Genomic DNA, 26728 nt, shown 5'->3' with positions numbered 1-26728 from the left:
CTGCCGCCCCCGCATGCGCCTAGCCCGCCTGGTTGCGGATGTGATCGCAGGCTGAGACTCTGCCCTAGAGATTTTCCCCTTGACGATCAGGGGGCGGCTCTGGCTCCCCTATGTCTGGCCGATCCTGCCTTGGTCCAATTGTGTCTGGCCCATGTGCAGCGGAGCGCCTTGGCGGATCCTGTTGCATGTCTGGTCGGCTTTTATCCATTTCACGGTGCCGCAGCTTTGCGCGCCAGGCCGGTTTCATCCGGTTTCATATTGTTTGGGAATGCTATTGTGACGGTGAAGGCGTTGACCAAGACCCAAGGAGAAGAAGACGCCCAGACTGCTTTGATTCAGGCGATCTACGAGGTTGCCATCGATCCCCATGTCTATGACCGAATGGTCGATCTCTGGGGGCGCCATCTGCTGCACACCCTGGGCGAGGATCTGCAAAGCCCGCAGGACCTGTCGCCCGAGGTGGCCGAGCACCTGCTGCGGGCCTTTGAAATCCTGGACCGGCTGGGACGAAAGGAGCAACCCGCGGCAGCGCCCTTGGACCTGCAGCCGTCAAAACGGGCCGAACTGCGGCTGTCGCAAGGCGGAAAGATCCTCGATGCCAGCCCGCTGGCGGTCGAAAACCTGGGGGCGACGGTCGGCCAATCGGTTTTTGATCTGGCCCTGTCACCGGAAAGCGCCACGCGCCTGAACCAGCAGCTTGGCAGCCCCGCCAGCAATGACATCTACGTCTTCTTCGCCAAGGGGGACAAACACCCGTTTCCGATGGTGCGGCAGATCCCTTCGGACGCGGCGGGTGCCTGTGATGTCATCCTGACCGCGCTGCACAATACATGGACGGAGGCCCATGATCAGACCCTGCGCCAGATGTTCGGACTGACGGTGGCCGAAACCCGTGTGGCGCGTGAGCTGCTGACCGGCGCCACCCTGCCAGAGATCGCCTCCGTCACCGGGCGGTCGGTCGATACGCTCAGGACCCAGCTCAAATCGATCCGCCGCAAGACCTATACCTCCAACCAGCAGCAGCTGGTGCGCATCATGACGGGGCTGGAGGCGCTGATCGCACCGGAGAGCAGCGCCTGCGAAAACACCGGTCGGACGGATCACGTCTTTCTTCTGCCGGATGGCCGCAAGATGGCCTATCGCTGCTTCGGCCCGGACCGGGGCCTGCCCTGCCTGTTCATCCACAACATGCTGAACGGACCGAATTTCCCCGCCGCCCTTGTGCGTGACATTCACCGGCTGGGGATCCGCCTGATCTGCCCCATTCGCCCCGGCTTTGGCAGCAGTGACCCTGATCCCGTCACCAAGGCCCACCCCAAGGAGGCGCCGGATCGCTTCTGCGCCGATGTGACGGCCTTTCTGAAGCACCTGGGCCATGCCCGTGTCGTGGCCGTCGGCCATATGTCCGGCGCGCTCTATGCCTACCGGCTGGCGCAGCTGCATCCCGATCTGGTTGCCGGTGTCTTCAACATCTCCGGCGCGGTGCCGATCACCGACATGCGCCAGATCCGCGCCATGCATTATCGCCAGCAGGTGATGGCCCTGACCGCCCGCTTCACGCCGCGCATGCTGCCCACCCTGCTGCGGGCGGGAATTTCCCAGATTGATTCCGGCGGGGTGGAGGCCTTCCTGAATGCGCTTTACCGCCGGGGAACCCCGGACCGGGCCATCGCGGAACGGGTGGAAAACCGCGACATGCTGTTCACCGGGTTTCGCCAGATCATCCAGCAGGGGCACCATAGCTTTGCCATCGATTCCTACCATGTGGTGCGCGACTGGTCGCGCTATTGCGACGGCCTGCAGCAGCCGGTGACGCTCATTCACGGGGCGACGGATCCGGTCGTCACCGAGGACAGCGTAGGGCAGTTCGCCGCCCGCATGGGGTTTGATGCAGAGATCCATTCGAATGTCGGCCAACTGGTGCTCTACCACAAAGGCCGTGAGGTTCTGCAGGGTCTCAAAGAGCTTGCGGGTAAAACGCTGGGATAATTCCCCGCCAATCCCAGCGTCAAAATCAGCGGCCTTACCCCATCCGGGGTATGACGGCGGAATGCGGCTTTGAATAACTCCTCGCAAGATTTGCGGAGTGCGTTATGAAAGATCTTATTTCGGTTTTGCAGGGCCATCCGGAAACGCTACAAGCAATTGGTGTATTTGGATTTTCCCTGTATATTACCGCCTTTACCCTGCTGCAGACCGGCAGGATCTGCGGCAATAGCGCTGCCTATACCTGTTTCGTGGTCGTGGCGGCCTCTTGCGTGTTGATCAGCCTGGTCAGCGCCTTCAACCTGGCCGCCTTTCTGATCCAGTCCAGCTATGTCTGCATCGGTCTTTTTGGTCTTGGGCGGCGTCTGCTGATCCACCGCATGAAGCAAGACCGCTACCGCTCGCCCCCGCTGAGACAGTCCTTCGCCGCCGCCATGCGCAAGTCACACTGAGCGATCCCGCGGCTCCGGCTCGCAGGGGCACTCTCCCACAAGGCACCTTGCTTCCTGCCCCTGCATCCTGCCCCGGCGGTCTTACCTCCTGCCGGGGCAGGCATTTCCCGCACCCCGCCCCAGGGACGGCGAAAGGACAATTGCCCTCCCCGGCCCGATCACCGATAACGGGGCCAAAGGGGAGTATCGGCCATGAGCGAGACGCAATTCGGCAAGGGATGCCATCTTCATCTGATTGATGGGTCTGCCTTCATCTTTCGCGCCTATCACGCGCTGCCACCGCTGACACGCAAGTCGGACGGTCTGCCGATCGGTGCCGTCGCGGGGTTCTGCAACATGCTGGTCAAATATATCGAGACCAGCACCGGCTCCGATGCACCCACCCATGTGGCGGTGATCTTCGATCACTCCGGCAAGAGCTTCCGCAACGATCTTTATGATCTATACAAGGCCAACCGTCCGCCCGCGCCGGAAGACCTGCGTCCGCAGTTCCCGCTGACCCGCGATGCCACCCGCGCCTTCAACATCGCCTGCAAGGAGATCGAGGGTTTCGAGGCCGATGACATCATCGCCACCCTTGCTCATCAGGCGCGCGATGCGGGCGGGCGCTGCACCATCATTTCCTCGGACAAGGACCTGATGCAGCTGGTCGGCGGCGGCGTCGAAATGCTGGATGCGATGAAGAACAAGCGCATCGACAGCGCCGGCGTGGTGGAAAAATTCGGCGTCGGCCCCGAGCGTGTCGTCGATGTGCAGGCCCTGGCCGGCGACAGCGTCGACAACGTGCCCGGCGCGCCGGGGATCGGGATCAAGACGGCGGCCCTGCTGATCAACGAATATGGCTCGCTCGAGGATCTTCTGGACCGCGCAGAAGAGATCAAACAGCCCAAGCGCCGCCAGACCCTGATCGAGATGCGCGACCAGATCGAACTGTCGAAAAAGCTGGTGCAGCTTGATTGCGACATGACCCTCGATTTCACGCTGGAAGACCTGGAACTGCGCGAGCCGGATCCCGATACGCTGCTGGATTTCCTGACGCAGATGGAGTTCCGCACCCTCAGCACCCGCATGGCCAAGCAGATGGGCCGCGAGGCGCCGGTGATCCCAGAGGTGAAAGCCCCCGCAGGCTCTCCGGTCGAGGACACCCCGGCAGAGGCGGTGCCCTTTGACGCCGAAAAATATGAATGCGTGCGCGATGCGGAAGCCCTGCAACAGTGGATCGACCGCATTCGCAATCGCGGCTGGGTCGCCTTTGATACCGAAACCACCGGGCTCAATGAAATGACCGCCGATCTGGTGGGTGTCTCCTTGAGCGTTGAGCCGGGCGAGGCCTGCTATATCCCGCTCACCCACAAGGCGGAGGCGAGCAAGGATGATCTCTTCGGCTCTGACGCCCTGGCCGAGGGGCAGATGGATTTCGACACCGCCCTGTCGATGCTGAAGCCGGTGCTGGAGGATCCTGCGATCCTGAAGATCGGCCAGAACATGAAATACGACGCCAAGATCATGGTGCGCCAGCGCGGGTCTGGCTTTGAAGATGGCATCGTGGTCGCGCCCTATGACGACACCATGCTGCTGTCCTATTCCCTTCATGGCGGTGAGCACGGTCACGGCATGGACACGCTGTCCGAACGCTACCTCGATCACACGCCGATCCCGATCAAATCGCTGCTGGGCACCGGCAAATCCGCCATCACATTCGACCGGGTGCCGGTTGCGGACGCGGTGCCCTATGCGGCCGAGGATGCCGATATCACCCTGCGCCTGTGGAAGCTGTTCAAACCGCAGCTGCACCGCGAGAAGGTCACCACCGTCTATGAAACGCTGGAACGCCCGCTGTCACCGGTTCTGGCCCGGATGGAGCGTCAGGGCATCAAGGTGGACCGCGACACGCTCAGCCGCATGTCCAACGCCTTTGCCCAGAAGATGGCAGCCCTTGAGGATGAGATCCACACACTTGCGGGCGAAAGCTTCAACGTCGGCAGCCCGAAACAGCTGGGCGAGATCCTGTTCGACAAGATGGCACTGCCAGGCGGCAAGAAGGGCAAGACCGGCGCCTATGCCACCGGCGCCGATATCCTGGAAGAGCTGGCAACCGAACACGAGTTGCCCGCCCGCGTGCTGGACTGGCGGCAGCTGTCAAAGCTGAAGTCCACCTATACCGACGCCCTGCAGGATCACATCAACCCCGAAACGGGGCGGGTGCATACTTCCTATGTGCAGACCGGCGCCAACACCGGGCGGCTGGCTTCGGCCGATCCGAACCTGCAGAATATCCCGGTGCGATCCGAAGAAGGTCGCCGCATCCGCGAGGCCTTTGTGGCGGAGGAGGGCAACAAGCTCCTGTCGCTCGACTACAGCCAGATCGAGCTGCGCATCCTGGCCCATGTGGCCGATATCGGCACCCTGAAACAGGCCTTTGCCGATGGGCTGGATATTCACGCCATGACCGCGTCTGAGGTGTTCGACGTACCGCTGGATGAGATGACGCCGGACATTCGCCGCAAGGCCAAGGCGATCAACTTCGGTGTGATCTACGGCATCTCGGGCTTTGGTCTGGCGCGCAACCTGCGCATCCCGCGGGCAGAGGCGCAGGGCTTTATCGACCGATACTTCGAACGCTTCCCCGGCATCCGCAAATATATGGACAGCACCGTGGAATTCGCCAAGGAACACGGCCATGTGCAGACCCTGTTCGGGCGCAAGATCCACACGCCCGAGATCAACGCCAAGGGGCCGCGCGCGGGATTTGCCAAACGGGCGGCGATCAACGCGCCCATCCAAGGCACCGCCGCCGATGTGATCCGCCGCGCCATGATCCGTATGCCCGATGCCATCGCCCACCTGCCCGCCAAGATGCTGCTGCAGGTGCATGACGAACTGATTTTTGAGGTGCCCGAGGCAGCGGTCGGGGAAACCATCGAAACCGCCCGCCGGGTGATGGAAGGCGCTGCCGATCCGGCGGTGCATCTGGATGTCAAACTGACCGTGGATGCAGGGCAGGGGGATAACTGGGCCGAGGCGCACTGACCCCTTCCGAAAAGGCCGACGCACCGGTTCAGCAATTGGTCATTATCTCGGTTGTTTCGGTTTCCATGCGGTTTGGGCTGTCAGCCGTGTTGCCAGAATGGCGACCGGCTTCTAACCTGAGCCCGGCTTCCGGTGGGCGGGGCATTTCAGGTGAGGATGTGCATTGGACCGGCTTGGGCGTTACTTTCTGGACCGGCCCTCGTGGCTGATCGTGCTGGTGACCGTGGCGCTGGTGGCCTTGCCGCTGGCGGTCTGGCTGGATCTGCGGGCGCTGTCGGATGAAACCCTGCGGCGCCAGGCGACAAGCCTCAACGGTATCGTTTCCTCGGTGCGCTCTTACTATGCACGCAATGTGGTGCAGCGGGTGGTGACCTCCGATGTCGAAACCCAGGCCCTGCACAACTACCTGGATGTGGAAGGCGCCATTCCGATCCCCGCCACCCTGTCCTTGGAACTGGGAGAGGCGATTGGCGAAGCCGAGGGCGATGTGCGCTACCGCTTTGTCTCGGACTACAGTTTTGCCGATCGCCCGCCGCATGTCCTGAGCCCGTTTGAACGATCCGCGCTGGAGCAGTTCCGCTCCAACCCGGACGGAGAGCCCTTCCTGGTCCATTCCACCGGCAATATCCGCAATCGCGAGATCACCCTGGCCACGCCGGTGGTGATGGCGGGCGCCTGCGTGGAATGCCACAACGCCCATCCCAAAAGCCCGAAACAGGACTGGAAGGTGGGCGATGTGCGCGCCGTGCAGACCGTCACCGTGCGCCAGCCGGTGGCGCTCAATCTCTGGTCCTTCAAGTGGCTCTTGCTCTATTTCGCGGTTGCCGGCTCCATCGGCCTGCTGTTTGCCATGGTACAATTCCGCCTTGCGGGGCGGTTCAGCCGCATGAATGCGGAACTGGCGGCCAACAACGCCTTTCTGGCGGATATCTCGCTGAAGATCTCCAAGTACCTGTCGCCGCAGGTCTATAAATCGATCTTCTCGGGCGAAAAGGATGCGTCGATCTCGACCGAGCGCAAGAAGCTGACGGTGTTCTTTTCGGATATCAAGGATTTCACCGCCACCACCGAGCAGATGCAGCCCGAGGAGCTGACAGCGCTTCTGAACCAGTATTTCTCGGAGATGGCCAAGATTGCCGAGGCGCATGGTGCCACCATCGACAAGTTCATCGGCGATGCCATCGTCGCCTTCTTTGGCGATCCCGAAACCCGCGGCGCGCGCGAGGATGCCCGGGCCTGCGTGAAGATGGCGCTGGCCATGCAGCGGCGACTGGCAGAGCTGGAAGCGGACTGGAGCCGCCAGGGGCTGGAACACCCCTTCAAGGCGCGCATGGGGATCAATACCGGCTATTGCAACGTGGGCAACTTCGGTTCGGAAGAGCGGATGGATTACACCATCATCGGCGCCGAGGCGAACCTGGCGGCGCGGCTGGAAAACATCGCAGAGCCGGGCGGCATCGTGATGAGCTACGAGACCTACGCCCATGTGCGCGATATCGTCGAGGCCACACCCGGCGAGCCGGTGCAGATGAAGGGGATCGCCCGCAGCATCGTGCCCTATCACATCAAGAGCGTGACGCCCGATCCGGTTGCTGCCCCCGTCGCTGCGGTGGAAGAGGGCGATACGCTGACCCTGGATCTGAAGGCACTGGATGAGGCAACGCGGGACATCCTGCGCTGCGCCGTTCACGAGGCGCTGCGCAAGGCGCTGGATGGAAAGACAGCGGGCTGAAGCTCCTACGCCATTTTTTGAAATCAACGCCCGGAAACCGGCGGCACCAGCTAGCGCGCTGGGCTAGGGTGGCCCCATGATGTTCGACCTGCCTGATTCCAAAACCCTCTATGCGGCGCTCTTGGCGCGCGATGAGGCTTACGAGGGGCGCGCCTATGTGGGGGTGAGCTCGACCGGGATCTTCTGCCGCCTGACCTGCCCCGCGCGCAAACCGAAGTTCGAGAACTGCCACTTCTTTGCCACGCCCGGCGCCTGTATCGAGGCGGGCTTTCGCGCCTGCAAACGCTGCACGCCCCTGGCGGCGGCCGCCAGGGAGGACCCCATGGTGCAGCGTCTGCTTACGGCGCTGGACAAGCGGCCCGCTTATCGCTGGGGAGAGGCGGATCTGGTGGCCATGGGGCTGGACCCGTCTACGGTGCGGCGCAGTTTCCGGCGCCACTTCGGCATGACCTTTCTCGACATGGCCCGGCAGCGGCGCCTGCGCGAGGGTTTCACCACGCTGAAGGCGGGCGAGCCGGTGATTGCCGCGCAGATCGAGGCGGGGTTTGACTCTCCGTCTGCGTTTCGTGCGGCCTTTGCCCGTCTGACCGGGCTGGCGCCGGGGAGTTTCCGCTCGGATGCGCTCTTGCTGGCCGATTGGATCGACACGCCATTGGGAGCGATGATCGCGGTCAGCTGTGCACATCGGCTGCACCTTCTGGAGTTTGCCGACCGCAAGGCCCTGCCGCGGGAAATGGCGCGGCTGCAGGCCTCGCAGCCCGGCGGCATCGGCTTTGGCCGCCCCGCGCCCACCGATCAGGTGGCCGAGGAGTTGCGGCTCTATTTCAGCGGAAAAAGCGCCCACTTCAAAACCCCGCTGGCGCTGCATGGCACGGCGTTTCAACGCGCGGTCTGGACCTATCTGCAGGGCATTCCCGCCGGAGAGACCCGCAGCTATTCGCAGATCGCAACAGATCTGGGGCGTCCTTCCGCGACCCGCGCGGTGGCGCGGGCCAATGGGGCGAACCAATTGGCCGTGGTGGTGCCCTGTCACCGGGTTCTGTCGGCGGATGGCAGCCTCACGGGGTATGGCGGCGGCCTATGGCGCAAGCAACGCCTGATCGAGATCGAGGCCCAACTGGCGCGCAGCAGGGGCACGGCGGCCTGAGCGGGCGTTCAGGCGGTTTCCACGCAGTGGCGGCGGAAGGCCCGTTTCAGCATGTCGAGTTCCGCGCGCAACAGGTCCACCTCGGTGCGCAGGTCCTCGGCCTCCACATCGCCGCCGATCAGGGTGAAATGGGCCAGCTTTTCGTCCTCGGCTGCGGTCGCGATCACGAAACTATGCACCCCGTCGGCGATGGCCTCCTGCGGGACGGGGATGGTCAGCTCCCATTCGCCAGCGGTCTGCGCCGTAGCAAGGCTGATTCCTTCGACAGGCTGGTCGAGGTAGAGCACCTTGATGTCTGGCGCCGTGTCGGCGCCGGTCACGCGGCCTTCCCAGGTGCCATTGCGAAACCGGATTTTGGTGACGGTCAGATCGCTCATGTCACGTTTCCTAAAGGTTGGCGCGGCGGTGGCGCGCAAAGGTCAGATCCCGCAGGATCACCTGGTTCATTTCAGGGGCTTCGAAAATCAGATCAAGCCAGGCGGACTGGATGCGCTTTTCGTTGAGATTGGAGTAGGCCAGATCGAATTCCACCGCCACGCGGCGTTCGCCCAAGGGCAGCTCGCGCACGATCTGTTCGGTGTTGGGGCCGTGGCTGATGTTCAGCCGGGCAAAGATCTCCAGCGGTTTTTCGGTTTCCACGATGGTGTCAAAGCGGATCAGGTGCTGGCGAGTCAGGCCATGGACCGCCTCCTGCGGCAGGGCAATCACCAGCGACAGGAAAGAGCCGTCGAAGTTGAACACATCCATGCGCAGCCCGAAGGGGGCAAGATCCTCTTCCCGGCTGTTGCGCAGCTGGCGCAGAGTCAGTTCCGAATAGGCGCAGTCGTGGAACATCTGCACCTCTTCACCCAGCTTGGCCTTGGAGGGCACCGAGGATCGCCCCGGCACCGGCAGCGGGCCGCGCCAGGCTTCCGGGCGCCAGGACCAATCGGTGCCATGGGGCGTCGGAAAGGTATTGGCTCCGATATGCGGCAGTGCCAGCCGACCGTCGGCGACATGGATGAGCTGGTCCAGGTGCGTTTTCAACTGCCGCGCCTCGCCGCGGGTGTTGCGCAATGCCGACAGCGTCGCGGTCGGCGCCTCTGCGGCGGCGCGACGCCAGTGGCGCAGGGATCTGCGGTGCAGCAGTTTGTCCAGGATCCTGCTCATATCTCGTCTTCTGACCGTTCGTGTCGTGCCGGTTTCACCGGTTTACTTCGGGGCGATCAAAAAAGAGCTCGGCCCAAAGCGGCAATCCTCTGCAATCTAGCCTTTGAACGTCAGTCAAATAAACCTGCAATCCGCTTGGCAAGGGAGAGTTTTTTTCCCGGTGCGGTTTGATCCGCCGTCGTTGCGCCGGTCTTCGATGTCGGGCGCGCCAGCGGACGCAAGGCGCCACCAGCCGTGCGTCGGGGTGCGCCTAGGGTCGCAGGCGTGGCCGCGGGTTTGGGGGCTGTCGCCTGTTTGACAGTTGTCGGCGCAGAGGCGGCACGGGTCAGCCGTGTCATCTGCTCCAGCACCTCGGCGCCGCGAGGGCCCAGAAGGGGGCTGTCCTCCGGCGCGTAGAGCGCCAGCAGGATCACGTGATCCTCCAGCAGAAAGGCGCCGCGCCAATGTTGCGAGCTGGCGCCCTTGGCGCCATGGCCTGCCATATCCAGCTTGACCAGCGGCAGCGCCCCGTCCTCGCGCTGGTCCAGAACTTGGGCGCCGGGCACGCTTGCGGCCAGATCCGATAGCTTAGGGGCTGGAACGCCTGCGGGTGCCGCTCCCAAGGTGGCGGTGATGATGGCGCCGCCGCCAAGGGAGGAGAACAGATTGCCCCCGCCCAGCCGGTCGCAGCGGGGCAGCAGCGCAAAGCCATTGGCGGCGTCGCGTCTGAGCATTTTCTTGTCAAAGCAATAGCCCCGTGGCGCTGCCAGGGTGATTTCGGCGCCATTCATGCGGGCTTCGGTCGGTTTTGCGCCAGTGCCGGGGTTGCCCGCAGCGGCAAAGGAGAAGCCGCCCTGCGGCAGGTCCGAACAGGCAGAGACAAGGAGGGACATAAGCAGGCAGGAGGCCGCCATGGCATAGGCGCGGCCCGGGCGTCGGCTTCGCTTGCCTGCCCATGTTTGGTCAAGGGCCCTGGCCCCTATGGTCGCTCTGTTGCCCAGCTGTGCTGCTCCCCCGGCGTCAGACTTTTTCGCGCGCCCCAACAGGAATAAGTGCCCGAGCCGTTCAGGACAAGAATTAAGACGGCCTTTTGCCCCGTGACCCTGCGCCCTGTGACCCCGCGCATTGGTGCCGCGAAATACAGGGGGGGATCGAAAGCGATGTCAACGCCGCCCTGCGCCTGCTAGAGACGATGGCAGGCCATCTGGCCCATGCCGAGGGCAGGAGGCTGTCGATGGCACAGCAAGGAGCCCGGGGGTGCAGCCGGACCCCGAACGGGACCGGGACAAGACGGAGGATCGAGGTCCGCATGCAGGGACGACAGGATTACACAGCCCATGAAGCCCTGGTGCGCGCGGCACGGGCAAAGCCCGAGCTGTGGCGGTTGGGGCTTGGCTTGATTCTGATCTACCTGGTGGGGTTTGCCCTGTCTTCCCTCACGCTGCCGCTGCTGGCGACGCTGTTTCCCGGCGATTGGATCGAGGGGCTGCAGAGTGGCACAACACCGGGGGCGATGCTAGTGCTTCTGGGGGGCTTTGCCTTCATGACCTTTGGCGTGGCGCTGACAGCGCGCGTGTTGCAGGACCGCTCCTTCTGGTCGGTCATCGGCCATCCGCGCCCCCTGATCCACCAATTCCTGCGGGTGAGCCTGTACCTGATCGCGCTGGGCATCACCCTGTCGCTGCTGCCGCCCTATGATATGGGGGCGCCGCTGACGCCCAACCTGTCCTTCGGGCTTTGGCTGTCGCTGCTGCCCTTTTCCCTGTTGGTGGTGCTGATTCAGACCAGCGCCGAGGAGATCGTCTTTCGCGGCTATATCCAGCAGGGTCTGGCGGCCCGGTTCAAAAACCCTCTGGTCTGGCTCTTGGCGCCCTCGGCCCTGTTTGCGCTGGGCCACTACCTGCCGAATGAGGCCGGAGAAAACGCCGTACTGATCGCGCTTTGGGCCGGGGTCTTTGGCCTGTTGATGGCGGATCTGACAGCGCGCTCGGGCACGCTGGGGCCTGCGATCGCGGTGCATTTCTTCAACAATGTCACGGCGCTCTTGCTGTTTGCCTCACCCACCAGCCTCTATGGGCTGTCGCTCTACCTGATGCCCTACGAGATGTCGGATGCACAGGCCCTGCGTCCCTGGCTCGCGGTGGACTTTGCGCTGATGCTGGTCACCTGGCTGGCGGCGCGCCTTGCGATACGCCGCTGATTGCAATTGATCGCGATGGGGCTTATCTGAGGGGCCAAACAGCCCCTACAGAGGCATGATATGAACTGGATCACCAACTACGTCCGCCCGCGGATCAACTCGATCTTCTCGCGCCGTGAAGTCCCGGAGAACCTGTGGACCAAATGCGACGAGTGCGGCACCATGCTGTTTCACCGCGAGTTGAAGGACAATCTGAACGTCTGCACCAACTGCGGCCATCACATGCACATCACGCCGCGCGATCGGTTCAATGCCCTGTTCGACGGCGGCATCTTCACCGAGATTGCGGTGCCGGAACCTTTGGCCGACCCGCTGAAGTTCCGCGACCAGAAGAAATATCCCGACCGCATGAAGGCGGCGCAGAAGAAAACCGGCGAAAAAGAAGCCATGCTGGTTGCTGCCGGTGAAATGGGCCGCACGCCCATCGTTGCCGTCGGGCAGGATTTCTCCTTCATGGGGGGCTCCATGGGGATGTATGTGGGCAATGCGATCATCGCCGCCGCCGAAGAGGCGGTGAAACTGAAACGCCCGCTGATCCTGTTCTCGGCTGCCGGCGGCGCGCGCATGCAGGAAGGCATCCTGTCGCTGATGCAGATGCCGCGCACCACCGTGGCGGTGCAGATGCTGAAAGAGGCCGGCCTTCCCTATATCGTGGTTCTGACCCATCCCACCACCGGGGGTGTGACCGCTTCTTACGCGATGCTGGGGGATGTGCAGATCTCGGAACCCAATGCGCTGATCTGCTTTGCCGGTCCCCGCGTGATCGAACAGACCATCCGCGAGAAGCTGCCCGACGGTTTCCAGCGCGCCGAATACCTGCTGGATCATGGCATGCTGGACCGGGTGACCCCGCGCACCGAGCTGCGCGAGGAGCTGATCACCATCCTGCGCATGCTGATGGGCCTGCCGCCGCAGGTGGTGGGCGATCTGCCCGCGCCTTCGGAGACGGCGGAGATTGCGCCGCCCAAGGTCGAAAAGAGCGGCAAACCTGCCGCGGATGCAGGGGCGAAAGCCAAGTAAGTCTTGCACAACAAGATGTGCTCGCGCCGACAGCGGCGCTGCGCCCGTCTGCCAGATCCGGCGGGCGGGCTTTTTCAAAAGATCCTGTTCGGGAGCCTCCCATGACCAAAGCGCGTTCCGATGCCATCCTTGACCGCATGATGGCGCTGCATCCCAAGATCATCGATCTGACGCTGGATCGGGTCTGGCGGCTGCTCGCGGCGCTGGACGATCCGCAGGACCGCCTGCCGCCGGTCATTCATATCGCGGGCACCAATGGCAAGGGATCGACCCAGGCGATGATCCGGGCCGGGCTCGAAGGGGCGGGGAAGGCGGTGCATGCCTATACCTCGCCGCATCTGGCGCGGTTTCATGAACGCATCCGCCTGGCCGGGGAGCTGATCTCTGAGGATCATCTGACCGAGGTGCTGGACGAGTGCTATGCCAGGAATGGCGGCGTTAATATCACCTATTTCGAGATCACCACCTGTGCCGCATTGCTGGCCTTTGCCCGCACGCCTGCGGATTTCACGCTGCTGGAAGTCGGGCTTGGCGGGCGGCTGGACGCCACCAACGTGATCGCCAAACCCGCCCTTTCGGTGATCACTCCGGTGTCGATCGACCACGAACAGTTTCTCGGCAATACCCTGGCAAAGATCGCAGGCGAAAAGGCCGGGATCATCAAGCGCGGCGTGCCTGTCGTTGTCGGCCCGCAGGAGGATGAGGCGATGGAGGTGATCGAAGCTGTCGCCGCCCGCCATGGCGCGCCGCTGATTGCCCATGGCCAGCACTGGCACGTCTACGAGGAACGCGGGCGGCTGATCTTCCAGGATGAAACCGGCCTTCTGGACCTGCCGATGCCCGCGCTGATCGGCGCCCATCAGGTGCAGAACGCAGGCGCCGCTCTGGCCGCCCTGCGTCACCTGGGGATGGATGAGGCAGCCTGCGAGGCGGCGATGACACGGGCGCAGTGGCCCGCCCGGATGCAGCGGCTGAAGACCGGTCCGCTGGTGGAGGCTGCTGCGGGCGCCGAACTGTGGCTCGATGGCGGGCACAACGCGGCGGCAGGGGTGGCTCTGGCAGAGGTGCTGAAGGGGCTGCCAAAGCGGCCGACGCATCTCATTTGCGGGATGCTGAACACCAAGGATGTGAGGGGCTATATGGCGCCGCTGGCGCCCCATGTGGAGAGCCTGACGGCCATCTCGATCCCCGGCGAGGCGGCGACGCTGAGCGCCGAAGAGACAGAAGCTGCTGCGAAATCCGTGGGTGTCAACGCCAGCCGTGCCGAAGATGCCCTGTCGGCGCTGGAGGCGATCGTTGCCGAAGATGCGAGCGCACGGGTGCTGATCTGCGGTTCGCTCTATCTTGCGGGCAATATCCTGCGCGAGAACGGTTGAACGACACGGGCAGGGCGGGGCGCTCCCGCCCGTCTTCGATCTTGCGATCTCATCCCGTTGGGCCGAGCGCCGCTGACGCGGCGCGGGCTGTTTTCAGCCGTCCTGGCCCCAGTCCTTGTCCTGCATCTCGCGCAGGCGGCTTGCCGTGCGTTCAAATTCGAATGCGCCGTCACCTTCGACGTAGAGGAATTCCGGTTCCGCCGCCGCGGTGCAGATCAGTCGCACCTGTGCTTCGTACAATGCATCGATCAGGGTGACGAAGCGCTTCGCCTCGTTGAAGTTGCTGCGCGACAGGCGGGGGATGTCCTCAAGCACCAGCACCTTCACCTCTTCGGCGATGGCGAGGTAATCACCCGGCCCCAGCATCTTGCCGCACAAGTCATAGAAGGTGGCCCGTGCCACCCCGTTGCGGAAGCCCGGCAGCACCACCTCGCGACCCTTCACTTCCAGCGTCAGCGGCTGGGCATCGCCGCCCGAAAGATCCTCCCAGATGGCCCGTATCTGGGCGCGGGAGTCGGCATTCACCGGCGAGAAATAGACCGGCGACCCCTTGAGACGGTCCTGCCGGTAATCCACCGGGCTGACCATCTCCCAGACCTGCATCTTCTCCTTGATCAGGTCGATGAAGGGCAGGAACAGCTGGCGGTTGAGACCGTTCTTGTAAAGATCATCCGGCACCCGGTTCGAGGTGGTGACCACGGTGACGCCCGCCTCGAACAGCGCCTCGAACAGGCGACCCACGATCATCGCATCGGTGATGTCGGTGATCTGCATCTCGTCAAAGGCGAGAAGGCGCACCGACTCGGCGACCTCCTTTGCCACCGGCGCCAGGGTATCCTGCACACCGCTTTGACGCGCCTCGTGCATCTTGGCGTGGATCTCCTGCATGAAGGCATGGAAGTGCACCCGCCGCGCGGGGATATCACCAAGGCTATCGACAAAGAGATCCATCAGCATGGATTTACCACGCCCAACCCCGCCCCAGAGGTAGAGCCCCTTGACCTCTTCGCGCGTGGCCTTGCGGAACAGGCCGCGTTTCACCGGCGGCGCCATCAGCCCCTGGGCAATACGGTCAAATTCCGGCAATACCGCCTGCTGCGCCGGATCCGGGCGGATCTGGCCTGTCTCGCTGCGGGTCTGATAGAGCGCGGTTACCTGGGTCATGGCGTCAGCCATAGCGCGCAGTGCAGAGGATGGGAAGGCGCAGCATTGTTTTCCAATCGCGAGTGACCGGGTTCATGCCGACAAATGGCAGAGCAAAAGGTGGATCGGCGTGATGCGAAGACGCCATGGGAGCTTTCGGTGGCTTTGTCGTAGCGGGGTGCAACATGGCCCAGGCTGGGGGCGCGCGAGGCCGGTGCCAAAGCAAACCACCCCACGTCAATTTGCCTCATGGCATCACGTTGACCGATTTTGGCAAACCTGTAATGAACACCCCGAACATAAGACGATGGACCGCGCGTGAAACGCAGACTGCTTCATAAATTGGGTTTGCTGTTTCCGGCGCTTACATGGCTGTTCATCCAGTTTTCCATGACTGGGATGATGATCGGCACCTCTGCTGACGCGATGCAGATTACAATCTGCTCAGCTGACGGTCTTCAGCAAATCAGCGTCAACCCCGAGACCGGTGAGCCGGTCGAACCTGCGGTGGGCGGGGAGGGGTGCGAATGGTGCCAGTCCTTTGGCTCGGTCACCGATTGCGCGGATCGCGGCGAGGTGAGGTGGATCGCAATAGCCAGATCCTTTCAGCAAAAGCTGGTTCTGGCCCCACCGCCACACAAGCCGCTGCGCTTCGTGGCGGATTACGACAGCAGGGCACCCCCCTTCGTTTGAGCTTTCACACCTTCAAGGAAAACCCGGACCGCCATTGTGGCGGGGTCCGGAGCGTTTTGTGAACTCAAAGGAAAACCTATGTTCAAAGCACTTGTCCGCGGCGCCGCCGCAGCCGTTCTTGCGGCCTCCCTTGCCATGCCTGCCTGGGCTGGCAACATCACCCTGACCGATACCATGGGCCGGACCGTCGAGGTGCCCGAAGACCCGCAGCGGATTCTGCTGGGCTTCTACTTCGAAGACTTCATGGCCGTTGCTGGCCCTGAGGGCTATGACCGTGTTGTCGCCATTTCCAAGGACACCTGGGAAGGCTGGCGAAACCTGCAATGGCAGACCTATACGGCGGCGATTCCGCGTCTGACGGAACTGGCAGACGTCGGGGAGGTCGATTCCGGCACCTTCTCCCTGGAAGCCGCAGTCGCGGCACAGCCCGATGTCGCGGTTCTGGCCGCATGGCAGTTCAAGGCGCTGGGCGATGTTGCCGACCGTCTGCAAGACGCAGGGGTGCCGATCGTGGTGCTCGATTACAATGCGCAGACCGTCGACATGCATGTGAAATCGACCGAGATTCTGGGGCAGCTCATGGGAGCGGAAGACCGCGCCAAGGCACTGGCTGACGAATATGCGGCTGCGGTGGCCGAGGTCGAGGCCCGCTTGGCCGGGCTGCCCGAGGGCGCGCGTCCCAAGGTCTATGTGGAACTGGCGCGCAAGGGCAAGGACACGGTCGACAACTCCTACTCCGGCACGCAATGGGGCAGCGTGATCGACCAGTTGCAGGCGAAGAATATCGCCAATGGTCAAATCAGCAACTGGGGCAAGCTGAGCCCGGAATATGTCCTGGCGCAGAACCCTCAGGTGATCCTGCTGGCCGGCTCTGGCTGGGCGGGGCGTGACGAGGCCGTGATCATGGGGCCGGGTGTCGATAGCGCCCTGACCCATGCACGCATGCAGGCCTATATGGCGCGTCCGGGTTGGGCGGATCTGGATGCGGTCAAGGGCGGCCGGGTCTTCGGCATCTATCATGGCGGCAACCGCACGCTCTATGACTATGCGTTCCTGCAGTTCCTCGCCAAGGCCATGTATCCCGAGCATTTTGCGGATCTGGATCCGCAAGCGGCCTTGGACAGGTTCTTTGCCACCTACATGCCGGTCGCCTTCAAGGGCACCTACATAACCCAACTGCCGGGCGGAGAGGGATAATGACTGCCTCGCGCGAGGCAGGGTCTCCGCAAAGCCCGGGGGCGGTGCAAACCGCCCCCGATGGCGCCCGGCTGGCTGTGTATCGCAGCGGGGCGCTGCGGCGCCTGGCCCGACTGGCCGCTGCCGCTGCCGTTCTGGCGGCCCTGATGGTGGCCGACATTCTGACCGGGCCTGCAATGCTGGGCCTCGGGGACGTTCTGAGGGGGCTTTTTGTCCCGGCCCATGCCGACAATATGACCCTGATCATCGTCCGGGATATTCGCCTGCCCAGCACGCTGATGGCGACGCTGGTGGGCATGTCTCTTGGGGTGGCGGGGGTGCATATGCAGACCATCCTCGGCAATCCGCTGGCCAGCCCCTATACGCTTGGGTTTTCCGCGGCGGCAGGGTTTGGCGCGGCTCTGGCTATTCTGACAGGATTCAGCCTGCCCTTTCTGCCGTGGCTTACCGTTCCGTTGTCCGCCTTTGTGATGTGCGTTCTTGCCGCCGCCCTTGTCTTTGCCTTTTCAAACATCCGCGGAATGCGCCCCGAGATCATGGTGCTGGCGGGCATTGCCACACTGTTTATGTTCCAATCGGCGCAATCCCTGGTCCAGTACCTGGCTGCGCCCGAAGTGCTTCAGGCCATCGTGTTCTGGCTGTTCGGCTCCCTGCTCAAGGCCAGCTGGAACAATGTGCCGATTGTCGCCGTGGTCTTTGCCCTGACCAGCCTCGCGGTGTTGCCCCACCTCTGGCAGCTGACGGCCCTGCGGTTGGGCGATGCGCGCGCCGCGGCCATCGGAGTGGATGTGCGGCGGCTGCGGGTGAAGATGTTCGCACTGGTGGCTTTGCTGACGGCGGCTGCCGTCGCCTTTGTCGGCACGATCGGATTTGTCGGTCTGGTGGCGCCGCATATCGCCCGCATGCTTGTGGGGGAGGACCAGCGGGTGCTTTTGCCCATGGCGGCGCTGATGGGGGCGATCACCATGGCCGGATCTTCCGTCCTGTCCAAACTGGTTTCGCCCGGCGGCGTGATCCCGATCGGGATCGTTACCGCCCTGATCGGCGTGCCGTTCCTGTTCTTTCTGATCCTGCGCGGGCAAAGGAGGCATTGGTGAGCTTTCAGATCCAGGACCTGAGCGTTTCTTATGGTAAAACAGCGATCATCCGCGCGCTCGATGATCACTGGCCGAAAGGGCAGCTGACCGCCCTGATCGGCTGCAATGGCGCAGGTAAATCAACCCTGCTGCGCGCCCTGGCCGGTCTGTCCCCGATGCAGGGGCGCCTGTTCTTTTCGGGGCGCCCCCTTTCACCCGAGGATCAGCGCCGACAGGTTGCCTACATGCCGCAGGACACAAGCGCTCAGTCCTCTTTGACGGTGCTGGAGGTTGTGCTTCTGGGGCGGCTGGGGAACCTTGGTCTGCGGCTGCCCTCCGGTATGGCCGATGCGGCGATGACGGCGCTGGATACCTTCGGGCTGACCCAGCTGCATGACCGCCAGTTGGATGAGATCAGCGGCGGGCAGCGTCAGCTGGTGTTCCTGACGCAGGCCCTGTTTCGGCGTCCCAAGGTGCTGTTGTTGGACGAACCCACTGCTGCGCTTGACCTGCGCCATCAATTGCTGGTGCTTGAACGGCTGCGCCAGATCGCAAGCCAGAACGGAACCGTCATCGGCCTGGCCATGCACGACCTGAACATGGCTGCGCAATATGCCGATCGCTTCATTGGCCTGAGCGGCGGAGAGAAGATCGCCTCTGGCGCCGCGACGGATGTGCTGACCTCGGACAACCTGCGCAGGATGTATGGAATTGAAGCCAGGGTGACCCGGGACACCGCAGACAACGTACAGGTGCTGCCTTTGCGGGCTGTCTAGCAACTGTATTTTTCAGGCGGCCTGAAAAATACAGTTGCTAGGATCAACGGATCCCGAGACCAGGGATCAGTCCTGGAATACGGCCAGGCCCAGCCATTCAGCGACGAGCGCGGGCGTTTCTTCGCCCTCGATTTCGATTGTCAGAATATTGGTCCGCAGGAGTTCCCGCTCGTTTCGGGCTTTGATCTCTTTCAGGACAAATCGCCCACGGACCCGTGATCCGGCTTTGACCGGGTTCAGAAACCGCAGCTTGTTCAGCCCGTAGTTGACGCTCATCACCTGCCCTTCGAGCGTTTCAAAGCAGTCGTAGGCAAAACGGCTGGCAAGCGAGAGGGTCAGAAAGCCATGGGCGATGGTGGTGCCGAACGGCGATTCTGCGGCTGCGCGCTCCGGGTCGGTGTGAATCCATTGTTGATCATGCGTCGCATCGGCGAAGCTGTCGATCATGGCTTGATCCACGGTAATCCAGTTGGATACGCCGACTTCACGGCCAATCTGGGCTTCGGCGTTTGCCAGGGCGTTTTGCAGGGCGGTCATTCAAGGGCCTCCTTGTATCTGAATGCGAAACGGTCGGGCCGATCCAACTGGTCGAGATCGCCAATGATCTGGATGTCGCAAATGCTCAGGTCGACGGCTCGAATGTGGACCGGTTGAATGCTGACTGGGATTTCGCGCTCGGTAAGTTCAGGTGATGGGAATTTGATCCTTTTGAAGAGGGACCAGCGGGGATGATGCGCGGCATGGCTTTCATTTGAGACACTCAAGCGTTGGCATGACATGCCTTGGATGCGGTCACGAGGTCAGACAATACGGCTTGTCAGCCGAATAGCGAGATGTAATTTTACATAGCGGAACAAAAACCTGCAGGACAGCGGCAAGGTACTCAGTAGCACTTCGCGTTTTTGGGTGGACGATCGCCGACTAAAGACCTGACATTCAAGTGGGTTGGACCGGAAGGATGAGGCGCAGGTGCTTTGCTTTCTGAGGAAATCCCGAAACGCCACGGCATCAATGAGTTGAGCATGCCAAACAATTTCGAAAGAGCGATGAAACCATGACAAGCAAAGACATCAGATTTGACGGCCGCGTGGCCATCGTAACAGGCGCGGGCACGGGGCTGGGCCGCTCCCACGCGCTGGGGCTGGCTGCACGTGGCGCAAAGGTGATGGTGAATGATCTGGGCGTGGGCCGCGACGGGCAGGGCGCCTCCTCCGAGGCGGCCGAGGCCGTGGTCGCGGAGATCCGCGCCGCCGGTGGCGAGGCGCTATCGCATGGCACGGACGTGTCCGACGCGGCGGGCGTCACAGATATGGTGGCCAAGGTCATGGACGCCTGGGGGCGCATCGACATCCTTGTGAACAATGCCGGCATCCTGCGCGACAAGACCTTTGCCAAGATGGAGATGGACGATTTCCGCAAGGTGGTGGATGTGCATCTGATCGGGTCGACCCTTGTCACCCAGGCCTGTTGGCCGATCATGCGCGAGCAGAATTACGGGCGGGTGGTTCTGACATCCTCGGCATCGGGGATCTTTGGCAACTTTGGTCAGTCAAACTACGGCGCGGCCAAGGCGGCGATGGTCGGGCTGATGAACGTGTTGCACCTGGAAGGCGCCCGCAACAACATCCGTGTGAACACCCTGGCTCCGACGGCCGCGACGCGCATGACCGCAGAGTTGATGCCCGCAGATGCGCAGGCCCTGCTGGCGCCTGAAACCATCACGCCCGGTCTGCTCTACCTGGTCAGCGAAGACGCCCCGAGCAAGATGATCCTGGGGGCCGGTGCTGGGAGCTACGCGCAGATCCGGGTCTACGAGACGCCGGGGATTACTCTGCAGGACGCCGAGAATACGCCGGAAGCGGTGGCGGCGCAGCTTGGCCAGATCAGCGACCCGGCAGGGCAGGAAGAATTGGGTGATGCATTCAGCCAGACCAAGAAATACGTCTCCAATGCTGCGCAGGCCCGGGGGCTGAAGCTGGATTGGTCCTGACCCCGACGGGAGATGGCCCGGGCGCGACGCTCTTGTCGCCGCCCGTGCCCATGGACACTGGCGGGCGCAGGCAACTGGGCTTTTGGGCTCCGCTATTTTGCCTCCTGTGGCATGAATGAGTCCTGAGCCTAGGCGTGACGGGTCTTGAGAAAAGAGAAACAGCCCCCAGAATTTCCGTGCGGCGTGCTGGTCGCTGCGGTCAAGAGATTAAGTATTCGTACATTTGAATGGCAGCAGTGCCGTCAGGCAGAATCGCGGAAATCGGTTCTGCACAGTGGAATTCGATTTTCACCCTAAAAGCGCTTCAGAGCGCGCTTGCGGCCTTCATACAGGCCGACCGACGATCGCCATCATGAAACCCGCACGGGGTGGAGCATTTTGGGGAGGGTGTGAAAGCCGAGACGAAACATGCCGTAAAAAACCCAAGATGCTCCAAAGATACATTTAATAACAATAAGGTATATTTCTTTTGGCCTGTTGCCATTCTTGCCTTCACAGGGCTGCGCACAGGAAGGCTGCACGCGGGCCAGTGCGCAAAATGACGTTACGACATTTGGGGCCTGAGCGGCTGCGCCAGACAAGACTGGAGCGGCAAACGCTTGACTTTAATTGGGGCTATGCAACGCTGAGCGGGCAGAGTTCGAACAATAAGGCACAAGTTCAACTTTTTCGAACTCTCATTGGGAGGAAGAAAAATGAAAACAATTATGAAACTCGGCGCCACGGCAGCCTTGTCGCTGGCGCTTGGCACAACGGCTGCGCTTGCTGAAAACGTGAAGATCGCCTTTATCGATCCGCTGTCGGGCCCCTTTGCCTCGACAGGGATTAACGGGCTGCATCAGTATGAATTCGCGGCTGAAGCACTGGTCAATGCCAATGGCGGGGTTCTGGGAGGACAGAACTTCGAGATCGTGGCATTTGACAACAAGATCAGCCCGAAAGAATCCCTGATCCAGTTGCAGGTCGCGATCGACCAGGGGATCCGCTTCATTGCACAGGGCAACAGTTCCGGTGTGGCAAACGCGCTGACCGAAGCGATCAACAAGCACAACCGTCGCAACCCCGACGACCGGGTTCTGTTCCTGAACTATTCCGCGGTCGACCCGGCACTGACAAACGACAAGTGCAACTTCTGGCACTTCCGTTTCGACGCCAATGCCGACATCAAGATGGACGCTCTGACCGACGTGATCGCGGCCAGCCAGGACATCAACAAGGTCTACATCATCGGCCAGGACTACAGCTTCGGCAAAGCGGTTGCCGCCGCCGCGGTGCGTTTCCTCACCGAGAAGCGCCCCGACATCGAGATCGTCGGCAACGAATTGCACCCGATCGGCAAGGTGAAGGACTTCACCCCCTATGCCCGCAAGATCGTCGCCTCCGAAGCGGATGCGGTCATCACCGGCAACTGGGGCTCTGACATGCTGAACCTCGGCAAGTCGGTCATCGAGAACGGCTTCGAAGGCCCGATCTTCACCTACTACGCTGCTGCTGACGGCATCACCGCCGCCTTTGGCGAAACCGGCAAGGGCTCGCTGCGCCTGGTCTCCGAAGGCCCGCTGAACCCGATCGCGTCCGATCGTGCGGCGGCCTATGTCGATGCCTTCAAGGCCAAGTACCCTGATGGCAACGTCAGCCAGGCCCGTATCACCAACGTGATCGAGATGCTGGCAAAAGCCATCAACGAAGCAGGCAGCGCCACCGACGTGGTTGCCATCGGCACCGCGCTGGAAGGCATGGAGCACGAAAGCCTCTGGGGTGGCACCATCAAGATGCGTCCTCAGGATCACCAGGCGATCCAGGACGTGCATATCTTCGCGCATACCGACGAGAACGTGAAGTTCGACTACGACAACTCGGGCTACGGCATGGTTGTCGAGAACACCGTCGCCATGGCGTCGGCCGACTCGCCAACGAGCTGCAAGATGGAACGGCCGTAAGGCCCCTGTTCCCGCCCTCCGCGCCTGAAACCCGGCGCGGAGGGATTTTCTTGCCAAAAAAATACAATACCTGACTGCGGGGAGATTGAGGCATGGACCTCATATTGGTGAATCTTATCGACGGGTTGGTGACGGGGCTATTGCTGTTCATGCTCTCGGCCGGCCTGACGCTGATCTTTTCGATGATGGGCGTGCTGAATTTTGCCCATGCCAGCTTTTACATGCTGGGCGCATATTTCGCTTATCAGATAAGCACTTACGTCGGTTTCTGGATGGGGCTTCTGATTGCTCCGCCGATTGTAGGATTGGTGGGGGCAGCGGTGGAACGCTACGGCTTGCGCCGGGTCCACCAATATGGCCACGTTCCGGAGTTGATCTTCACCTTCGGCCTGGCGCTGCTCATCGAGGAACTGGTCAAATTCATCTGGGGCAATGACCAGATTCCGTATCAGATTCCGGAGATCCTGGAAGGCGCGGCCTTCTCGATCTCGAGCTATGACATCCCGGCCTACAAGGTCTTCATGATCTTCCTGTCGCTGGCGATTTTCCTGGGTCTTCTCTACGTGCTGACCCGGACGCGCGTCGGCATGATCATCCAGGCCGCGCTGAGCTATCCGCGCACGGTCGAGGCGCTCGGCCACAACGTGCCGCTGGTTTTTATGGGTGTTTTCGGCGTCGGCACGGCGCTGGCAGGCGTGGCCGGTGTGATCGCCGGTCCGGTGCTGTCAACCTTCCCCGGCATGGCCGTGGTTCTTGGTTCGATCGTCTTCGTGACCATCGTCATCGGTGGCCTGGGCAGCCTGGGCGGTGCCTTGGTCGCGGCCTTGATCATCGGCTGGCTGACCACCTTCGCCAAGGCCTACAACGTCCGGATGGAGGACATCCTGACCGGGCTTGGCTTTAACAAGCCCGATCCGATCTGGGACAGCGCCTGGCGCGATCTCTGGACCCTCACCTCGCCGCAGATTGCCGACATCCTGCCGTACCTTCTGATGGTGCTGATCCTGGTGTTCCGGCCCTACGGCCTGTTCGGAAAGCGTGACGTATGACCGATACTGCACAGACTTCTCAGGCGCGCGCCCAGGGCGGCGTGACCCTCTCTGCGGCGCTGCCGTGGATCATCGCGGGGCTGTTCCTTCTGGTGATGCCCTTCATCTTTCAATCCAACAGCGCCATCACCATCATGAACCAGATGGCGATCACCATCATCTTCGCGCTCAGCTACAACATGTTGCTGGGACAGGGCGGGATGCTGTCCTTTGGCCATGCCGTTTACATGGGCGTGGGCGGTTTCCTCTGTGTTCACATCATGAACTGGGAGATCTTCGGTTCGCTGCCCCTGCCGATCCTGCCGATTTTCGGAGGCATTTTCGGGCTGATCCTGGCGCTGATCGTCGGCTCCTTCTCGACCCGCAAGGCGGGCACGGTCTTTGCCATGATCTCGCTCGGTGTCGGTGAGCTGATCGCCGCCTGTTCCGTCATCATCGTCGTCTTCTTCGGCGGTGAGGAGGGCATTTCAGGCGACCGGACCTATGGTCTGCCCTTCTTCGGCATCGAGTTCCTCACTCAGATCGAGGTCTACTACCTGATCGCCTTCTGGCTGCTGGTGTCGGCGCTGTTGATGTACCTGTTTTCGCGCACCCCGATCGGTCGCATGGCCAACGCGGTGCGGGACAATCCCGAACGGGCCGAATTCCTCGGCTACTCGGCGCGCTGGGTGCGGTTCTACTCGTTCATTGCCGCGGGCTTTTTCGCGGGCATTGCAGGTGGATTGTTTGCCATCAACTACGAGATCCTGACCGAGGAGAACCTGAACCTGCATACTTCGGGCTCGATCCTCTTGGTGACGTTCCTGGGTGGGGTGGGCTTCTTCTTCGGGCCGATCATCGGCGCGATCGTCTTTACCTTGCTGCAGACCGTTCTCAGCCTCGAAACCGAGCTTTGGGCCCTTTATGTCGGCGCCCTGTTCGTGGCCACGGTGATGTTCTTCCCCGGCGGCCTGTCCGGAGTGCTGATGATGCATGGGACGCCGATCAAGCTGGGCAAATGGCGCATGCTCGTGAAACCCTACATCAAGGTCCTGGTCCCCGCGGTGCTCTGCATCCTCGGTCTGGCCGGTTTCATCGAGCTGATGTTCCATGCCCGCCACGCAGCCATCGGTGAAAGCGAGATGACCCTGTTCTGGACCACCTTTGACCATAGTAACCCGATGCCCTGGATTGTTTTTGCCGTCCTGGCCCTGGGGGGCTTCTGGCTTGCCCGCAAGGGAAGCCCGGAACTGACCGGGGCCTGGCATGAGGCAAACACCCCCGATGAGGTGAGCGAATGACCACTGCCCTTGAAATTACCAACCTTCGCAAGAGCTTCGGTCAGACCGAGATCATTCGTGGCGTTAATCTTGAAATCAAGGATGACGAACGCCACGCGGTGATCGGCCCCAACGGGGCCGGCAAGTCCACGCTGTTCAACCTGATCACCGGACGGTTTCCGCAGACCGCAGGCGTCATCCAGCTGCACGGTCAGGATCTGTCGGGCAAAGCCCCTTATGAGATCAACCGCATGGGGCTCAGCCGGTCGTTCCAGATCACCAACATCTTTCCCAAGATGACGGTGTTCGAGAACGTGCGCTGTTCGCTTCTGTGGTCGCTGGGCTACAAGTACTCGTTCTGGAACATGGTTTCCAAGTCGCGGGCCCTGAACGAGGGAGCCGAGGCGATCCTTGAACAGATCAACCTGACGGCGCGGCGTGATCTGCCCGCGGGGCTCTTGTCCTATGCAGAGCAGCGTGCGCTGGAAATCGGGATCACCATTGCCGGTGGCGCCGACGTGATCCTGCTGGACGAACCCACCGCCGGCATGAGCCACTCGGAAACCGACTATATCGTTGAGCTGATCCGGAAGGTGACCGTGGGCAAGACCCTGGTCATGGTGGAGCATGACATGGGCGTGGTCTTCGGGCTTGCCGATAAGATCTCGGTGCTCGTCTACGGTGAAATCATCGCAACCGGCGCCCCGGAAGAGGTGCGCGCCAACCCACGCGTGCAGGAGGCCTACCTGGGCGAGGCAATGGAGGCAGGGCACTGATGCTGGAAGTCAATGACATGCACGCCTATTACGGCAAGTCGCATATCCTTCAGGGCGTGAACATGAACATCCGGGAGGGCGAGATCGTCGCCCTTCTGGGCCGCAATGGCGTGGGGCGCTCGACCACCTGCAAGGCCATCATGGGCGAGGTGGAACCTTCGGGTTCCGTCAAGTTCAAGGGCCAAGAAATCGCCGGTAGGAAGGCCTATGAGGTTGCCAACCTCGGTATCGGATACGTCCCCGAGAACCGGGACATCTTTCCCGGTCTGACGACCCGGCAGAACCTCACCCTGGGGCTGAAGCCTGGTCAGAAGGACGGGCAGGGGCGTTGGTCAATGCAGAACATGTTCGACATGTTCGAGAACCTCGCGAACCGCGCCGATGTCGAGGCTTCGGTGCTTTCGGGCGGGGAACAGCAGATGCTGACCATGTGCCGCACGCTGATGGGCGATCCGGACCTGGTGATGATCGACGAGCCGACCGAAGGTCTGTCGCCGCAGATGGTGCAGCGGGTGGCAAGCCTGCTGCAGGAAATCGCCAAGCGTGGCATTGCCACCCTTCTGGTCGAGCAGAAGCTCTCCATCGCGCTTGATATCGCGCATCGGGTCTATGTCATGGGACATGGCCAGATGGTTTTCGAGGGCACGCCGGAAGAACTGCGGCAACGCGATGATGTGCGCAAGGAGTGGCTGGAAGTTTGATCCTTGCTGCGGCAGCGCCAACGATAGGCTGGCGCTGCCGCAAAGATCATCCACATC

23 protein-coding genes are annotated in these 26728 nt (G+C 62.1%); 18 read left to right on the top strand and 5 right to left on the bottom strand.

Features of this window, described 5'->3' with window-relative positions; genetic code table 11:
* Nucleotides 1-291: 291 nt before the first annotated feature.
* The 5 genes from PXK01_RS08795 (at nt 292) to PXK01_RS08775 (ending at nt 8347) form a co-directional block, all read left to right on the top strand.
* A complete protein-coding gene (locus tag PXK01_RS08795) occupies nt 292-1989 on the top strand; it encodes an alpha/beta fold hydrolase (protein ID WP_274859696.1) in 1698 nt (565 codons plus the stop codon).
* Between the two features lie 104 nt (nt 1990-2093).
* Nucleotides 2094-2438, top strand: coding sequence for a CBU_0592 family membrane protein (locus tag PXK01_RS08790; protein ID WP_274847566.1), 345 nt, complete (start codon nt 2094-2096; stop codon nt 2436-2438).
* A gap of 192 nt (nt 2439-2630) precedes the next feature.
* Complete coding sequence (polA, locus tag PXK01_RS08785) at nt 2631-5468, top strand: DNA polymerase I (RefSeq protein ID WP_274859695.1); 2838 nt, start codon at nt 2631-2633, stop codon at nt 5466-5468.
* Nucleotides 5469-5631: 163 nt separating this feature from the next.
* Nucleotides 5632-7200, top strand: coding sequence for an adenylate/guanylate cyclase domain-containing protein (locus tag PXK01_RS08780; RefSeq protein WP_274859685.1), 1569 nt, complete (start codon nt 5632-5634; stop codon nt 7198-7200).
* A gap of 76 nt (nt 7201-7276) precedes the next feature.
* The gene (locus PXK01_RS08775) at nt 7277-8347 is read left to right on the top strand and encodes a bifunctional transcriptional activator/DNA repair enzyme AdaA (protein ID WP_274859683.1); all 1071 of its coding nucleotides are present in this window, start codon (nt 7277-7279) and stop codon (nt 8345-8347) included.
* An 8-nt stretch (nt 8348-8355) separates the two neighbouring features.
* On the opposite strand, the gene PXK01_RS08770 is transcribed toward PXK01_RS08775, so the two are convergent.
* The 3 genes from PXK01_RS08770 to PXK01_RS08760 all read right to left on the bottom strand — a co-directional run bounded on the left by PXK01_RS08770 (nt 8356) and on the right by PXK01_RS08760 (nt 10368).
* Complete coding sequence (locus PXK01_RS08770; protein WP_274859682.1) at nt 8356-8724, bottom strand: hypothetical protein; 369 nt, start codon at nt 8722-8724, stop codon at nt 8356-8358.
* Between the two features lie 10 nt (nt 8725-8734).
* Nucleotides 8735-9496 (bottom strand): DUF6478 family protein, encoded by a 762-nt coding sequence (locus PXK01_RS08765; RefSeq protein WP_274859680.1) that lies wholly within the window; start codon nt 9494-9496, stop codon nt 8735-8737.
* Between the two features lie 110 nt (nt 9497-9606).
* A complete protein-coding gene (locus PXK01_RS08760) occupies nt 9607-10368 on the bottom strand; it encodes a hypothetical protein (RefSeq protein WP_274859679.1) in 762 nt (253 codons plus the stop codon).
* A 416-nt stretch (nt 10369-10784) separates the two neighbouring features.
* Between PXK01_RS08760 and PXK01_RS08755 the strand changes: the two genes are divergently transcribed.
* The 3 genes from PXK01_RS08755 (at nt 10785) to PXK01_RS08745 (ending at nt 14071) form a co-directional block, all read left to right on the top strand.
* Nucleotides 10785-11675 carry a CPBP family intramembrane glutamic endopeptidase gene (locus PXK01_RS08755; RefSeq protein WP_274859678.1) on the top strand — a complete coding sequence of 297 codons (891 nt, stop codon included), beginning with the start codon at nt 10785-10787 and terminating at the stop codon, nt 11673-11675.
* Nucleotides 11676-11735: 60 nt separating this feature from the next.
* On the top strand, nt 11736-12695 hold the full coding sequence (accD, locus tag PXK01_RS08750; protein WP_274859676.1) for an acetyl-CoA carboxylase, carboxyltransferase subunit beta: 960 nt from the start codon (nt 11736-11738) through the stop codon (nt 12693-12695).
* 101 nt (nt 12696-12796) lie between these two features.
* Entirely contained in the window at nt 12797-14071 is a 1275-nt protein-coding gene (locus PXK01_RS08745) for a bifunctional folylpolyglutamate synthase/dihydrofolate synthase (protein ID WP_274859675.1), read from the top strand.
* Between the two features lie 93 nt (nt 14072-14164).
* Here the strand turns inward: PXK01_RS08745 and zapE are convergent, their stop codons facing one another.
* Entirely contained in the window at nt 14165-15235 is a 1071-nt protein-coding gene (zapE, locus tag PXK01_RS08740) for a cell division protein ZapE (protein ID WP_274859674.1), read from the bottom strand.
* Nucleotides 15236-15532: 297 nt separating this feature from the next.
* Here zapE and PXK01_RS08735 point away from each other — a divergent pair, with 297 nt between their 5' ends.
* The 4 genes from PXK01_RS08735 to PXK01_RS08720 all read left to right on the top strand — a co-directional run bounded on the left by PXK01_RS08735 (nt 15533) and on the right by PXK01_RS08720 (nt 18956).
* Nucleotides 15533-15907, top strand: coding sequence for a DUF2946 family protein (locus tag PXK01_RS08735; RefSeq protein WP_274859672.1), 375 nt, complete (start codon nt 15533-15535; stop codon nt 15905-15907).
* A 78-nt stretch (nt 15908-15985) separates the two neighbouring features.
* A complete protein-coding gene (locus tag PXK01_RS08730; protein ID WP_274859671.1) occupies nt 15986-17104 on the top strand; it encodes an ABC transporter substrate-binding protein in 1119 nt (372 codons plus the stop codon).
* Entirely contained in the window at nt 17104-18201 is a 1098-nt protein-coding gene (locus PXK01_RS08725) for a FecCD family ABC transporter permease (protein ID WP_274859670.1), read from the top strand. Before PXK01_RS08730 ends, PXK01_RS08725 begins: the two co-directional genes overlap by 1 nt.
* Complete coding sequence (locus PXK01_RS08720; protein WP_274859669.1) at nt 18198-18956, top strand: ABC transporter ATP-binding protein; 759 nt, start codon at nt 18198-18200, stop codon at nt 18954-18956. Before PXK01_RS08725 ends, PXK01_RS08720 begins: the two co-directional genes overlap by 4 nt.
* Nucleotides 18957-19022: 66 nt before the next feature.
* Here PXK01_RS08720 and PXK01_RS08715 read toward each other — a convergent pair whose 3' ends face one another.
* Nucleotides 19023-19493 (bottom strand): MaoC family dehydratase, encoded by a 471-nt coding sequence (locus PXK01_RS08715; protein WP_274859668.1) that lies wholly within the window; start codon nt 19491-19493, stop codon nt 19023-19025.
* A 517-nt stretch (nt 19494-20010) separates the two neighbouring features.
* Here PXK01_RS08715 and PXK01_RS08710 point away from each other — a divergent pair.
* From PXK01_RS08710 to PXK01_RS08685, 6 genes are all read left to right on the top strand, one after another.
* Nucleotides 20011-20946, top strand: a complete 936-nt coding sequence (locus tag PXK01_RS08710; protein WP_274859667.1) for an SDR family NAD(P)-dependent oxidoreductase — start codon at nt 20011-20013, stop codon at nt 20944-20946.
* Between the two features lie 695 nt (nt 20947-21641).
* Nucleotides 21642-22886, top strand: a complete 1245-nt coding sequence (locus PXK01_RS08705; protein ID WP_274847585.1) for a branched-chain amino acid ABC transporter substrate-binding protein — start codon at nt 21642-21644, stop codon at nt 22884-22886.
* Nucleotides 22887-22978: 92 nt separating this feature from the next.
* Complete coding sequence (locus PXK01_RS08700) at nt 22979-23935, top strand: branched-chain amino acid ABC transporter permease (protein WP_274847586.1); 957 nt, start codon at nt 22979-22981, stop codon at nt 23933-23935.
* A complete protein-coding gene (locus PXK01_RS08695; RefSeq protein ID WP_274847587.1) occupies nt 23932-25215 on the top strand; it encodes a branched-chain amino acid ABC transporter permease in 1284 nt (427 codons plus the stop codon). The genes PXK01_RS08700 and PXK01_RS08695 overlap by 4 nt, the downstream gene beginning before the upstream one ends.
* Nucleotides 25212-25970: an ABC transporter ATP-binding protein gene (locus PXK01_RS08690; protein ID WP_274859666.1), complete on the top strand. Its 759-nt coding sequence runs from the start codon at nt 25212-25214 to the stop codon at nt 25968-25970. The genes PXK01_RS08695 and PXK01_RS08690 overlap by 4 nt, the downstream gene beginning before the upstream one ends.
* A complete protein-coding gene (locus PXK01_RS08685; RefSeq protein ID WP_342455862.1) occupies nt 25967-26671 on the top strand; it encodes an ABC transporter ATP-binding protein in 705 nt (234 codons plus the stop codon). The genes PXK01_RS08690 and PXK01_RS08685 overlap by 4 nt, the downstream gene beginning before the upstream one ends.
* Nucleotides 26672-26728 lie beyond the last annotated feature (57 nt).

It is taken from the genome of Phaeobacter sp. PT47_59, assembly GCF_028890025.1.
Lineage (GTDB): Bacteria > Pseudomonadota > Alphaproteobacteria > Rhodobacterales > Rhodobacteraceae > Phycobacter.
The sequence above is the reverse complement of the archived record's forward strand: the minus strand, read 5'-3'. Positions and strand labels throughout refer to the sequence as shown.